Source organism: Methylobacterium sp. 77, from assembly GCF_000372825.1.
Lineage (GTDB): Bacteria > Pseudomonadota > Alphaproteobacteria > Rhizobiales > Beijerinckiaceae > Methylobacterium.
The window spans coordinates 181,547-194,107 of record NZ_KB910516.1 but is presented as its reverse complement, the minus strand read 5'-3'; the positions used below and the strand labels follow the sequence as shown (position 1 = coordinate 194,107).

Annotated in this window: 12 protein-coding genes; 3 read left to right on the top strand and 9 right to left on the bottom strand. The window is 66.7% G+C overall.

The window, feature by feature from the left end; all coding sequences use genetic code 11:
* Nucleotides 1–22 precede the first annotated feature (22 nt).
* The 7 genes from A3OK_RS0100785 to A3OK_RS0100755 form a co-directional block, all read right to left on the bottom strand.
* On the bottom strand, nt 23–1,462 hold the full coding sequence (locus A3OK_RS0100785) for a YcjX family protein (protein ID WP_019903030.1): 1,440 nt from the start codon (nt 1,460–1,462) through the stop codon (nt 23–25).
* A gap of 120 nt (nt 1,463–1,582) precedes the next feature.
* Nucleotides 1,583–2,713 (bottom strand): hypothetical protein, encoded by a 1,131-nt coding sequence (locus tag A3OK_RS0100780; RefSeq protein WP_019903029.1) that lies wholly within the window; start codon nt 2,711–2,713, stop codon nt 1,583–1,585.
* Nucleotides 2,714–2,786: 73 nt separating this feature from the next.
* Entirely contained in the window at nt 2,787–3,311 is a 525-nt protein-coding gene (locus A3OK_RS0100775; protein ID WP_019903028.1) for a histidine phosphatase family protein, read from the bottom strand.
* Nucleotides 3,312–3,323: 12 nt separating this feature from the next.
* Nucleotides 3,324–4,304 carry an aldo/keto reductase gene (locus A3OK_RS0100770; protein ID WP_019903027.1) on the bottom strand — a complete coding sequence of 327 codons (981 nt, stop codon included), beginning with the start codon at nt 4,302–4,304 and terminating at the stop codon, nt 3,324–3,326.
* An 81-nt stretch (nt 4,305–4,385) separates the two neighbouring features.
* Nucleotides 4,386–5,237 carry a MoxR family ATPase gene (locus tag A3OK_RS0100765; RefSeq protein WP_019903026.1) on the bottom strand — a complete coding sequence of 284 codons (852 nt, stop codon included), beginning with the start codon at nt 5,235–5,237 and terminating at the stop codon, nt 4,386–4,388.
* A 145-nt stretch (nt 5,238–5,382) separates the two neighbouring features.
* The gene (locus tag A3OK_RS0100760) at nt 5,383–6,027 is read right to left on the bottom strand and encodes a hypothetical protein (protein WP_019903025.1); all 645 of its coding nucleotides are present in this window, start codon (nt 6,025–6,027) and stop codon (nt 5,383–5,385) included.
* Nucleotides 6,024–7,223 carry a hypothetical protein gene (locus tag A3OK_RS0100755; protein WP_019903024.1) on the bottom strand — a complete coding sequence of 400 codons (1,200 nt, stop codon included), beginning with the start codon at nt 7,221–7,223 and terminating at the stop codon, nt 6,024–6,026. The genes A3OK_RS0100760 and A3OK_RS0100755 overlap by 4 nt, the downstream gene beginning before the upstream one ends.
* A 398-nt stretch (nt 7,224–7,621) precedes the next feature.
* Here A3OK_RS0100755 and A3OK_RS0100750 point away from each other — a divergent pair, with 398 nt between their 5' ends.
* Nucleotides 7,622–9,475: a cation:proton antiporter gene (locus A3OK_RS0100750; protein ID WP_019903023.1), complete on the top strand. Its 1,854-nt coding sequence runs from the start codon at nt 7,622–7,624 to the stop codon at nt 9,473–9,475.
* Between the two features lie 325 nt (nt 9,476–9,800).
* Here the strand turns inward: A3OK_RS0100750 and A3OK_RS0100745 are convergent, their stop codons facing one another.
* The gene (locus tag A3OK_RS0100745; protein ID WP_019903022.1) at nt 9,801–10,253 is read right to left on the bottom strand and encodes a hypothetical protein; all 453 of its coding nucleotides are present in this window, start codon (nt 10,251–10,253) and stop codon (nt 9,801–9,803) included.
* Nucleotides 10,254–10,579: 326 nt separating this feature from the next.
* On the opposite strand from A3OK_RS0100745, the gene A3OK_RS0100740 reads away from it, so the two are divergent.
* On the top strand, nt 10,580–11,755 hold the full coding sequence (locus tag A3OK_RS0100740) for a VWA domain-containing protein (protein WP_019903021.1): 1,176 nt from the start codon (nt 10,580–10,582) through the stop codon (nt 11,753–11,755).
* 8 nt (nt 11,756–11,763) lie between these two features.
* The gene (locus A3OK_RS0100735; protein WP_019903020.1) at nt 11,764–12,213 is read left to right on the top strand and encodes a VOC family protein; all 450 of its coding nucleotides are present in this window, start codon (nt 11,764–11,766) and stop codon (nt 12,211–12,213) included.
* Here A3OK_RS0100735 and A3OK_RS0100730 read toward each other — a convergent pair.
* On the bottom strand, nt 12,191–12,511 hold the full coding sequence (locus A3OK_RS0100730; protein ID WP_019903019.1) for a 2Fe-2S iron-sulfur cluster-binding protein: 321 nt from the start codon (nt 12,509–12,511) through the stop codon (nt 12,191–12,193). The genes A3OK_RS0100735 and A3OK_RS0100730 overlap by 23 nt on opposite strands.
* Nucleotides 12,512–12,561 lie beyond the last annotated feature (50 nt).

The following is a 12,561-nucleotide window of genomic DNA, read 5'->3' as shown; positions in this document are numbered from 1 at the left end:
GCGGCAATGCGAAGCGCGGTGCTCATGTCAGCTTGTCGCCGATGAGGAACTGCATCGCCCGGTCGAGGCGGATCTGCGGCAGGTGGCCGGGACGGCCATGAGTGTCGGGCCTGACCAGCGGGGGCCGGAACCGGGGGAAGCGAAGGGAGCCCGGCGGCACGGCGCCTTCGAGCACGGCTTCGGGCCGGGACGGCAACTCGCCGGGGAACACGGCCGCCTCGCTCAATCCGTCGAAGACGTCATCGCCGACACGCTCGCCGGCCTCCGGCGTGCCCGAGACCGCACGCAGGGTCGCACCGCCATCGTGGACGGTGGTTTCCCGCGTGGCGCGCACGGAGGCCAGGGCCACGGTGCCGACGCGGGCGCCGGCCGCCTCGGTCCGGCGCATGGCACGGGACACGAGAAGACGCAGCAGAGCCTCCAGCCGGTCATGGCTGGTCTGGTGGAGATGGTCCGCCTTGGTGGCCGCGAACATGATGCGGTCCGCCCTCGGCGCGAACAGGCGCGAAAGGATGGTGTTGCGACCGATGCGGAAGCTCAGGAGAACGGTGTCGAGCGCTTCCTCCAACTCGGCGAGGGCAGCCGGCCCGGCATCGACGGCCGCGAGCACGTCCACGAGGACGATCTGGCGGTCCACCCGCTGAAAGTGGTTCTTGAAGAACGGCTCGACCACCTTGGTCTTGTAGGCTTCGAAGCGCCGCTCCATCAGGCCGGCGAGGCTGTCGCTGGCGATCGCCTCGGGCAGGTTGTCGAGAGGCGCGAAGGTGAGGGCCGGTGAGCCGGCGAGGTCGCCCGGCATCAGGAACCGGCCCGGAGGCGTCGTCGCCACCGATTCCGGCCCGGCGCGAAGGGCGGTGAGATAGGCGGTGAAGGCCACGCTCGCCCGCTCGGCCACCACCTCGTCGAGAGGGCTCGCCGGGTCGAGGTCCTTCAGCACCGCGAGCCAGGGTGCGGCCATGGCGGCGCGCCCGGTGCGACGGGTGCCGGCGACGGTGGCACGCGACCAGTCGGCATAGCTCTGCTCGATCAGAGCGAGATCGAGCAGCCACTCGCCGGGATAATCCACGACGTCGAGCATCAGGGTGCCGGGGCCGGAGCGCCAGCCGCCCTTGCGCTCATACTCGATGGCGAGCCGGAACTGGCTGATCCTGTCGGTGGAGCGCGGCCACAGGCGCTGCTCGGTCAATGCCGAGAAGTGATCCTCGTAGGGAAAGCGCGGCACGTCGTCGTCCGGCTGCGGCACCAGCCGGGCCCGGCGCAAGCGGCCCTCATGGGCCGGGGCGAAGGCCGGCAGGGCGTGGGTCTCCACGAGATGGTGGATCAGCGCCGTGGTGAACACCGTCTTGCCGGACCGGGCGAGGCCGGTGACGCCGAGCCTCAAGGTCGGTTGAATCAGGAGATCGCTCGACGCCTCGGCAAAAGCCTGGATCGCGGAGCCCGCGCGCGAGGCGAAGCTGGTCATGACGTGGTGGTCTCGTGCGGCAGGAATGGGATCGGCAATGGCGGGCGCGATAGGGCGGCCCGCATCTCGGTGAGGTGGCGGTGCATCGTTGCGAACGCAAGGAGCACAAACCCCACCGGCTCAACGGGCCGAGAGGGTCGCGGGAAGCGACAGACGAGCGACGGCGGCCTCGACCAGGGCCGGCCCCGCCCGCAACGTACCGAGTTCGACACCCGACATGGCGAGCAAGACGGGGGCGAGGTTGGGCAACGGCCGACCGTCGGTTCCGAAAAGGGCCAGATCGTCCTCGATCTTCAGGCCGACGCTGGCCGCGATGCGCGTCGCATAATTGCGGATCCTCACCTCGTCATTGCCGCAGAGAGGCGCCGGTACGGTGAGGTCGAGGAACGGGATACCCGGCAGACCGGCCGCGATGGCGGGCAAAGACGCGGATTCCGCCGCGAACCTGTCGGCCAGACGGGCGGAGGGCGATCGTGCAAGAGTATCGGACGGATTCGTCATGATGGGCGTCATACCCGGCCTGGGCGTCGTGGCCGGCTTGGTCGCTTTGGCGACGATGACCGGACCGGCCGCCGCCGCGACGCGGATGGGTCTGGGTTTCGATCCGTGCGCCATCCTCGCCAAGGGCGACCAGGGCTGGATTCGCAAGGGGCCGCCTCGCGCCACCGAGTGCCGTCTCGGTGCCCCTCCCCTCGCATGACGGGCGAGGAAGCGGGCGCGAAGGGTCTTGCCGAGGCCGAGCGGCGCCAGTCCCGTGGAGACCGGTCCTGTCGACGGACGACCCGCACCGATCCGGCATTCCGCCGGCGCCCACCGGCGCACGATCGACAGAGCGGTGCGACGTCCGAACTCGCGGTAATAGCGCCGCAACAATTGCGCCGCCGCGTCGGCACCGTCGGCCGCGGACGCGAATCCGGTATGCCCCTCCGCATCGCTGCCGATCTCGCCCTGCCAGCGGGCACTCTTGATGCACCAGTAATTGTTGAGCTTGACGCAGCGCGCGACGAAGGCGGGCGTGACCTGGGCATAGCGCGCGACCAATGCGAGCGACGCGGGACGCAGGGCTTCCTCCGCTTCCAGCCTCCAGTTCGTGACCGCGCGCTCGTCGGAGACGAAGACCGGAGCGGCCGGGGCAGCGGCTCTCGTGGTCAGAACCGATTCCGCACGGACGAATCCTGCCATGACGGCATCGACGCCATCGCCGATGCGCGGCAGCAGGGAGGTCAGAACCAGAAGCGTGGTGACGAACACGGGATCAGAACAAAGCGATCATGGCTCTGTGCAACGGCCAAGCCGGTGATCCGTTCATTCCGCCGACGCGGCGTCAGGCGGCCTCGTCGCGATCCAGGCCCTTCGGCGTGACGAACCTGTCGAGCCTGCCCTTGCCGGCTCGGAACTCCGTCCACGCATCGCCCTCGATATCGATGACGGCGAGCGCCGCGGTCGGAAACTCGACGGAGAGCCGGGCCGTCGCCTCCCGCGGTCCGTCACCGACGAGAGCGAGAGCGAGATCCTGGATTCCGGGGTTGTGGCCGATGAGGAGCAGGGTCCTGACATCGGCAGGCGTCGCACGGATCACCCTGAGCAGGGAGCTCGAGGGCGCCTCGTAGATCGCGTCGACGATGTCGGCCTCCGCCATTCCCAGCGCCTCGGAGACCGAATCCCAGGTCGACCGCGTGCGGAGCGAGGGCGAGACGACGACCTTGTCGGGGTGAAGGGCATTGGCCGCCAGATAGGCCCCGATCTGCGGAGCCGCCTTGAACCCCCGCGGATTGAGCGGGCGATCGATGTCGCGCACGCCCGGCGAGCGGTCGGACTTGGCGTGTCGCAGGAGCATCAGGCGACGCATGGGCGGATGACCTTAACTGAAGCCGACAACGGGATGCGGCGTGTAGAGCGCTTCGACGGCCGACATTTCGTCGGCGGTCAGCCGCAGTTCAAGGGCCGCGACGGCATCCGTCAGATGAGCCGGCTTCGATGCACCGATGATCGGCGCGGTCACGATCGGCTTCTGGATCACCCAGGCGAGAGCCACCTGCGCGCGCGAAACGCCCCGGCCCGCAGCGATCTCCGCCACTTTGGCGATGATGGCTTGGTCGGCCTGCTCGGTCGCATCGTAGAGCCGCTTGCCGACCTCGTCGGAATCCTGGCGCGCGCTCCGCTCGTCCCCGTCGCGGGTCAGCCGCCCGCGCGCCAGGGGGCTCCACGGCAGCACGCCGATGCCCTGGTCGGCGCAGAGTGGCAGCATCTCCCGCTCCTCCTCGCGATGGAGCAGGTTGTAATGGTCCTGCATCGTCGAAAAGCGGGTCCAGCCGTGGAGATCGGCGGTGAACAGGGCCTTGGCGAATTGCCAGGCGAACATGGAGGAGGCGCCGATGTAGCGGGCCTTGCCGGCCTTCACCACGTCGTGGAGCGCCTCCATCGTCACCTCGATCGGCGTTCCGTAATCCCAGCGATGGATCTGGAGGAGATCGACGTGATCGGTGCCGAGCCGCTTCAGGCTGGCATCGATCGAGGCGAAGATCGCCTTGCGCGAGAGGCCGCCGGCATTGGGTTGGTCTTTTAGCGGGTAATAGCACTTCGTCGCGAGCACGATGCTGTCGCGATCGGCGAAGTCCTTCAGCGCCCGCCCGACGATCTCCTCGCTGGTTCCGTCGGAATAGTAATTCGCCGTGTCGAAGAAATTGATGCCGAGTTCGATCGCCTGCCGGATGAGCGGCCGGCTCTCCTCCTCGCGCATGGTCCAGGGGTGAGGGCCGCGCTCTGGGATGCCGTAGGTCATGCAGCCGAGACAGAGCGGCGACACGTCGAGGCCGGTCCGGCCGAGTTTCTTCATCTTCATGGCAGCGATCCGCTTGCAGGCTGGGGACGCGACGTCAGGCCCGATCCGGGCCGTGGAGCCGAATACGACGACAGGGCTGCCCTACCCTCCGCGCGCCTCGCGCCGCATCATGAAGGCGAGCTTCTCGAACAGGCTCACATCCTGCTCGTTCTTGAGCAGCGCGCCGTGCAGCGGCGGGATCAGCTTGCGGCCGTCGCGCTCGCGCAGGGTCTCGGGGGTGACATCCTCGGAGACGAGGAGCTTGAGCCAGTCGAGCAGTTCCGACGTCGAGGGCTTCTTCTTCAGGCCGGGCACATCCCGCGTCTCGAGGAAGACCCGCAGAGCCTCCTCCACCAGACGATGCTTGATGCCGGGGTAATGCACCTCGACGATGGCCTCCAGCGTCTCGGCATCCGGGAACTTGATGTAGTGGAAGAAGCAGCGGCGCAGGAACGCGTCCGGCAATTCCTTCTCGTTGTTCGAGGTGATGATGACGATCGGACGGCGCACCGCCTTGATGGTCTCGCCGGTCTCGTAGACGTGGAACTCCATCCGGTCGAGTTCGGTCAGGAGATCGTTGGGAAACTCGATATCGGCCTTGTCGATCTCGTCGATCAGCAGAACCGGGCGTTCGGGATGCGCGAACGCCTCCCACAGCTTGCCGCGGCGAATATAGTTGCCGATCTCCGACACGCGCGGGTCGCCGAGCTGGCTGTCGCGCAGGCGCGAGACCGCATCGTATTCGTAGAGGCCCTGCTGCGCCTTGGTGGTGGATTTGACGTTCCAGGTGAGGAGCGGCGCGCCGAGGCCCTTGGCGATCTCCTCGGCGAGCACGGTCTTGCCGGTTCCGGGCTCACCCTTCACCAGGAGCGGTCGCTCCAGCACGATCGCCGCATTCACGGCGGTGGTCAGGTCTGAGGTCGCGACGTAATCGGCAGTGCCGGTGAAACGCATGAGGCGTCGGCTTTCTGTTACGGCTTCATCCGTGAATGAAGGCACAGGCGGCGCTAAGCCGCCGATGCGGGCGTTCGGTACGCAAAGTGGATGAACGAGGGCGCGTGCGCTTCCTATCTCGAAATCCGATGAAAGATGAGCCCGTTCAGAGCGCCTTCCCGTCGCTCCACACGCAGTTGGATGCCAGGATCGAGAGGTTCATGTCGGATCGTTGCGGCTGGGGCAGCACCTTGCCGTCCATGGCGAGATCGATCTTCATCTCGACCTGACCCTTGGCTTCGTTGGTCCGGCGGGAGAAGTAGCAATATTGCTGGAATGGCGTCTCTTCGTTGGCGCGGAAGTTCCAGCCGGTGACGATCTGGCCGTCCATGTAGGGCACCTGCTTGAACACGGTGAAGGTGGTGTTCACCGTGGCTTTCGAGGCCGGTGCCGCATCCTTGCCGAGCTGCGCCTGGGTCGGCGCCGGGGAGGATCGGACCGGGCCGCCCTCCAGCTTCAGGACGTTGTCGGTGAGCGTCACCTCGCCCTTGGTCTTGAGCGTCACGTCGGCGAGCGCGGTCTGCATGGCGGCCGCGATCTTCTCGGCGGCCGTGTCGAACTGGTTCATGTAGGCGTAGCCGTAGGAAGCGGCGCCGATGCCGATCCCGGCGAGCCCCGCGAACACGCCCGCCCCGATCGCCCGGAACAGGAAGGCGCGCGCGGCCGTGATGCGCGCTTCTGCCCTGAGACGGCCGTTGACGCTCTGGGCCAGGACGACGTTCTCCGGCGTCCCCGCTGCATGGATGCTCATGCGCCCACTCCCGCGCTGGCGGCCGGCGGCGTGTTGGTGTTGGGGACCGAGCGGCGATCCATCGGGATCACCGCTCCCGTGGGCGTCACGTCACGCACGGGCTTGGGGGGTGCCAGCCCCATCTCCTGGCGCAGCGATTCGGTGATGGAATCGAGCATGTAGGGCGTCGCTTCGAGGTTCACCGTGGCGCCGAGATCGTCCTCGTCCATGAAGGTCTTGCGCACCGAGACGGCGCAGAGCGCCAGGATGGTCGAGGCGAAGGCGGCACAGAGCGCCGGCACGAAGACGAAGATCCGCAGGAAGGCGTGGACCTGGGCGTCGGTCACGTCGATCGGATCGACGCCGTAGACCATGGCGGTGAAGGAGTGCAGCTGGGAGCGGTTGACCGAGTTGCGGTAGACCTGCTCGGCATCCGCCACCTTGCGCTCGGCCGCACCGCGGTCGAGCTCGGCGCGGGCCTTGCGCGCTTCCTCGAGCGACTTCGTCACCACCGCCCGGTCGGCGCCGGCCTTGCCGACACTGGCGTTCAGGGTCGCAGTGCGCGGGTCGGTGACGCATTTCAGGTTGGAATAGCGCTGGCCCTTGCTGTTGGTGCCGTACACGCGCTCGCAGCGCTGGGCAGGCAAGGCCGAGAGCTGGCTCGCATTCTCGGCCGCGCGCTTCTCGATCTGGTCGAGTTCGGTGGTGTATTGCGAAACCCGGCCGTCCGCGGCGGCGATGCGGCCGTCGATGGTCGAGCGGTCGGCCTGTGCGTCCTTGAGGGCGGTCTTGGCCTTGGCCGCGTCCATCAGGCGGGGATGGAACATCATCTCGCCGAGCTGCGACACCGACTTGGTGGTGACGCCGGCCGCGAAGATGATGCCGACGATGGCCAGCGCCCGGATGAAGTAGGAGCGCTGCGTCCGGGCGAGGATGCCGAGCGGCACGCGGCAGAGTTCCACCGCGGCATAGACCAGCGGCGCCAGCAGCATGAAGTAGAACGCCTTGTCGTCGCCGTCGCTATAGACCCCGGCGAAAAGCCAGGCTCCCCAGAGGGATGCACCGATGACCATGAACTCGACGAGATAGGCGATCCCGACATAGCCCCACTTGATCCGGTAGCCTTTCTCGAGATGCCGCTCGTGCGTCCAGCGTTCGGATTCCCGAATCCAGTCGCGGCGTTCGCGCTGAACATCCCGGTTGGGCGACTTTCGCATTTGGCACTCGTGTCTTCAGAAAACGCGACGAACGACGACGTAACGGGACGAAAGCCGGGTCTTAACGGATCGTTAAGTTCGGCCATATGCGGCCATTGTGCCGTTTTTGCGCCAATGTTTATCGCAGCGCAAAACTCGCGGCGCGCCGGCAGGCCTGTCGCGTGCATGGCTCGGCCGTCGCGGCGGTGAAATCCGCATGGACCGGCAAAATGCCGGTTGCCCAGGCGGCACATGGACTTGCATGGTCTTTCGGAGCTGCATGGTCTTGTCGCTGCCGGCTCGCCCCCATGGGTTTCCGCAGCCGGACTTCCCTGTGCAGAACCTCGGTCGCGGCGGACCGGCCACCCCTCGCACGGGCCACCGTCGAGAGACCGCCACTTGGGAGACCGCCAAGCTCGATGACGGACGTTCACGCCGGATCCTACAAGGAAGCGATCATCTTTCTCGTCACCGCGGGCGTGGTGGTGCCGCTGTTCCATCGGCTGCGCATCAGCCCGGTGCTGGGCTTCATCGGAGCCGGCGCGCTTCTCGGACCGTTCGGGCTCGGCCGGCTGGCCGACACGATCCCCTGGATGTCGGTGGTCACCATCGGCAATCGCTCCGAGATCACGCATCTGGCCGAGTTCGGCGTGATCTTCCTCATGTTCATGATCGGCGTCGAGCTGTCATGGGAGCGGCTTCGCACTCTGCGCCGCCTCGTCTTCGGGCTCGGATCGGCGCAGGTGCTGGCCTCCTCGCTCGTCATCGGCGCCATCCTGTTCGCGCTCGAGGTGCCGCTGGCCGCTTCCATCGTCGTCGGTCTGGCGCTCGCACTGTCCTCGACCGCCGTGGTGTTGCCGGTCCTCGCCGAGCAGAAGCGCCTCAACACGCCGGCGGGCCGCGCCAGCTTCGCGGTGCTGCTGTTCCAGGATCTCGCCGTCGCGCCGATGCTGTTCGCCATCGCCGTCCTCGGCCGCAGCGACGGCGCGAATGTGGGCGGTGCGCTCGCCATCGCCCTGGGTCAGGCGGCCATTGCCCTCGTCCTCATCGTGGTGGCGGGCCGCCTCGCTCTGCGTCCCCTGTTCCAGCTCGTCGCACGGACTCGCTCGCCGGAACTGTTCATGGCGGCCTGCCTCCTCGTCATCGTCGCGACGGCACTCACCGCGGCGGCCAGCGGCCTTTCGATGACCCTCGGCGCCTTCGTCGCGGGCCTGCTGCTCGCGGAGACGGAGTATCGCCGGGCGATCGAGGCGACGATCGATCCGTTCAAGGGCCTACTGCTCGGCGTCTTCTTCGTGTCGGTGGGCATGAATCTCGATCCTGCCCAGCTCATGGCGGCGCCGAAGACGATCCTCGGCCTGTCGATCGGTCTGATCCTGATCAAGGGCGCGGTCATCCTCATCGCGGCGCGTTTCGTCCGCATTTCGCGCGGCGTGGCGCTGGAGGCGGCCCTTCTGCTCGGTCCCGGCGGCGAGTTCGCCTTCGTCCTCATCGGCGGCGCCATCGCCGGGGGCCTCGTGCCCGAGGGACTCGGACAGGCGGCCCTGATCGTCACCACGGTGACGATGATCGCGATCCCGGGGCTGGCGAGCCTCGCCCGGCGCCTGGGCAAGCGGATGTCGCGCTCCAATCTCGGTCGCGCACGGGCCGAGCCGGTGCCGGACAAGCAGCAGAACCGCGTCATCATCGCCGGCTACGGCCGCGTCGGGCGTCAGGTCGGTGAGATGTTGACCCGCCACAAGATCCCGTATCTCGCCCTCGATGCCGATGCGGGCCGCGTCTCGGAGCATCGTCGCCTGGGCAACCCGGTCTATTTCGGCGATTCCTCCAACCCGGAACTGCTTCGCCGCTGCGATATCTCCAATGCACGCGCCCTCGTCGTCACCCTCGACAATCCGAGGGCGGTGGAAGCGGTCGTGGAGGCGGCGCGCGCCGAGCGGCGCGACATCACCATTATCGCCCGTGCCCGCGATGCACGCCACGCCACCGCGCTCTACGAGATGGGTGTCGACGACGCCGTGCCGGAGACGATCGAGGCGTCCCTGCAACTCTCGGAAGCTGTGCTCGTCGACGTCGGCGTCCCCATGGGGCTCGTCATCGCTTCGATCCACGAACGGCGTGACGAGTACCGCGCCATGCTCAAGCGCAAGGAGACCGAGGTCCGGCCCGCCTTCCGCGCCCGGCGTACGGTCGGCAAGAACGTCGAGGCCGGGAAGTCCGTCGAGACCCGCGATGCCACGGTGAAAGAAGAGCCCTCGGCGAAGAGCGCTTGATGGTGTCAGGTTCCGGTCATTCGCTTACTGCCGAGACCTGCAAATCGGTCCGTATAGTTCCATACAAAGCCGCATGATGCGGTCGTTTGGAAAGTGGATAACTGCCAGCGGCGACGCAATTGGCGTCTGCGCATGCAACGAATGCTATTGCGAGCCGTGAAGGGCTCGATATTATACCTTTACTGCCGATCAATCACCTCAGCGGCCCCGGCTCAAGTTCCGTCACGTGGGCCGAAATGGCAGGACGAACGCAGCATCGCGCGCGGCGGGCGGAGTGTTCGGTGAAGGAGTGGCCTCGCCGGGCCGTACGCCGTGCGGCGTGTGCTCAGAACAGGCGGCCCTGTCCGCGCTCCGGCATCGTCGGCGTCGGCTTGTCCGGTGGCGAAGGCGGGTCGGTGGCCGGAGCACGCGGACGGGCCGGTGCGCGCGCCTTCGGCTCGAGGCCCGGCGCGAAGCTGCAGCGATAGATGATCTCGTCGGGTGGCCCGATTCCGGTATTGAGGGGAACCGCCACGGTGTCCCCGGAATAGCGCCAGTTCCGCGTTCCCTTGTCCCAGTAGAGCCACACCGTGGTCGGATGGCCCTTCACGGCGAACACCGCAGCCTTCTTGGAAATCGCCTGGACCGTTCGGGGCTCGTACATGCCCTTTTCGCGATAGGCGTCCTGGAACGAGGCGGGCTGGCGCTCGATGAAGGTGTTCCGCACGATCTGAATCGTCGCGCCCGGCTTCGCGAGAAACCGCTTGAAATCACTCAAGGAGCGCAAGACGAGCGCCATAACGTCCACCCTTACTCAGCCAAATACACCGGCCCTGACTTGAGGTTCACTCTGACTCTCAGCTGTTTGATTCCAATGACAATGTTGGAGGGGTCACGAACACAGTTGCGGTGGATATCAACAGAAAAGCGGACTTATACCCAGCTTCGTTGCCGGCGAACGAGCGGATCGTCCCGCATGTCCCGCTGAAGTCAGGATTTTATCCGTTATCCACTTGTCGAAACGATCGTCGCCAACCACCAGGGCATCCCGCCTCGCGCGCGGTCGCACATGGCCTCGCGCACATGGCCTTGACCCAGGCGCCCGGTTCGCGCGTTCTCCGCCCCATGCTGCTTCAATTTTTTACGGCCCTGCGCGAAGCCAAGGTTCCCGTCACGCTGCGGGAGCACCTCACGCTTCTCGAAGCCCTGGACCGCGACCTCGCGGGCAAGCGCGTCGAGGAGTTCTATCTCCTCGCCCGCACGGCCCTGGTGAAGGACGAGCGTCATCTCGATCGGTTCGACCGGGTGTTCGGCACCGTGTTCAAGGGGTTCGAAACCCTCGGCGAGGCCACGGAGCCGGCTGCGATCCCGGAGGAATGGCTGCGTAAGCTCGCCGAGAAGTACCTCACCGATGCCGAGAAGGCTGAGCTGACGGCGCTTGGATGGGACAAGCTGTTCGAGACGCTGAAGCAGCGGCTCGCCGAGCAGAAGGAACGCCACCAGGGCGGCAACAAGTGGATCGGCACGGGGGGCACCTCCCCCTTCGGTGACTATGGCTACAATCCCGAGGGGATCCGCATCGGCCAGGACGGCAACCGCCATTTCCGCGCGGTCAAGGTGTGGGACAAGCGCGAATTCAAGGATCTCGACGACGGGGTCGAACTCGGCACGCGCAACATGCGGGTGGCCCTTCGGCGCTTGCGCCGGTTCGCACGTTCGGGCGCCGCCGATGAGCTCGACCTCGACGGGACGATCCGCGAGACCGCGAACAAAGGCTATCTCGACGTTCGCCTCCGACCCGAGCGGCGCAATGCCGTGAAGGTCCTGCTCTTCCTCGACGTCGGCGGGTCGATGGACTGGCACGTGGCCCTGGCCGAGGAGTTGTTCTCCGCCGCACGCGCCGAGTTCAAGCATGTCGAGCACTTCTATTTCCACAACTGCCCCTACGAGAGTGTGTGGAAGGAGAACCGCCGGCGCCATGACGAGGCGATCCCGCTCCTCGACGTCATCCGAACCTACCCGTCGGATTACCGCGTCGTCTTCGTCGGCGACGCCTCCATGAGTCCCTACGAGATCGCCATGCAGGGCGGCTCGGTGGAGCATTGGAACGAGGAGCCTGGCCAGGTCTGGCTGGAGCGGGTGCTGGAACGCTTTCCGAAATCGGTCTGGCTCAATCCGGTCCCAACCGAGCACTGGGCCTATACCCAGTCGATCGGCATGGTCCGCAGTATCGTTTCGGACAGGATGTTCCCCCTGAACATCGAGGGGATCGACGGCGCGATGCGCGCCCTGGTGCGGTGACACGGGCGATGTCCGACCGCCAGCCCAAAGGTGGGTTCAGCCCGCTCGTCCCGGAACTCGATATCCGCGACCTGCCCGCGAGCCTCGCCTTCTGGTGCGGAACGCTCGGTTTCTCGGTGGCCTATTCCCGGCCGGAGACCGGGTTTGCCTATCTCGAACGGGGCGGAGCCCAGGTCATGCTCAACGTCGTCAACGGACATTGGCTGACGGGCGATCTCGAACGCCCCTTCGGTCGCGGGATCAACCTCCAGATCGCGGTCGACGCCCTCGATCCGGTCCTGACGGCCCTAAGATCCGCCTCCTGGCCCATGTTCCGTCCGGCCCACGAGGCCTGGTATCGGGTCGGAGAGATCGAGATCGGCCTCAGGCAGTTCCTGGTCCAAGACCCGGACGGTTACCTGCTGCGCTTCGCCGAGAGTCTCGGTTCGCGCCCGTTCAACCCTGGCGGGCGGGCGTGATGACCTTGAGACCGTCGAGCTCCGGCTTGATCCTGATCTGACAGCACAAGCGTGACGTCGCTCGCACGTCGGAAGCGAAATCGAGCATGTCCTGCTCCATCGGTTCGGCCGGCCCCACGGCGTCTACCCATTCGGCATCGACGTAGACGTGGCAGGTGGCGCAGGCGCAGGCACCGCCGCATTCCGCGTCGATGCCCGGCACGTTGTTGCGGATCGCCGCCTCCATCACGGTCGATCCTACGTCGGCTTCCACGGTCCTGGCCGTTCCAGCATGGTCGACGTAGGTGATCTTGGGCATCTAAGACTCCAGGCTCGTACAACACGTCGTGGCCGGTTGTGCAGCGCGAC

What these genes read in the sequence shown, in the direction of transcription:
- A3OK_RS0100730 (WP_019903019.1), bottom strand. Translation starts at nt 12,511, where the DNA reads ATGCCCAAGATCACCTACGTCGACCATGCTGGAACGGCCAGGACCGTG.
- A3OK_RS0100785 (WP_019903030.1), bottom strand. Translation starts at nt 1,462, where the DNA reads ATGACCAGCTTCGCCTCGCGCGCGGGCTCCGCGATCCAGGCTTTTGCC.
- A3OK_RS0100750 (WP_019903023.1), top strand. Translation starts at nt 7,622, where the DNA reads ATGACGGACGTTCACGCCGGATCCTACAAGGAAGCGATCATCTTTCTC.
- A3OK_RS0100760 (WP_019903025.1), bottom strand. Translation starts at nt 6,027, where the DNA reads ATGAGCATCCATGCAGCGGGGACGCCGGAGAACGTCGTCCTGGCCCAG.
- A3OK_RS0100740 (WP_019903021.1), top strand. Translation starts at nt 10,580, where the DNA reads ATGCTGCTTCAATTTTTTACGGCCCTGCGCGAAGCCAAGGTTCCCGTC.
- A3OK_RS0100745 (WP_019903022.1), bottom strand. Translation starts at nt 10,253, where the DNA reads ATGGCGCTCGTCTTGCGCTCCTTGAGTGATTTCAAGCGGTTTCTCGCG.
- A3OK_RS0100735 (WP_019903020.1), top strand. Translation starts at nt 11,764, where the DNA reads ATGTCCGACCGCCAGCCCAAAGGTGGGTTCAGCCCGCTCGTCCCGGAA.
- A3OK_RS0100755 (WP_019903024.1), bottom strand. Translation starts at nt 7,223, where the DNA reads ATGCGAAAGTCGCCCAACCGGGATGTTCAGCGCGAACGCCGCGACTGG.
- A3OK_RS0100775 (WP_019903028.1), bottom strand. Translation starts at nt 3,311, where the DNA reads ATGCGTCGCCTGATGCTCCTGCGACACGCCAAGTCCGACCGCTCGCCG.
- A3OK_RS0100765 (WP_019903026.1), bottom strand. Translation starts at nt 5,237, where the DNA reads ATGCGTTTCACCGGCACTGCCGATTACGTCGCGACCTCAGACCTGACC.
- A3OK_RS0100770 (WP_019903027.1), bottom strand. Translation starts at nt 4,304, where the DNA reads ATGAAGATGAAGAAACTCGGCCGGACCGGCCTCGACGTGTCGCCGCTC.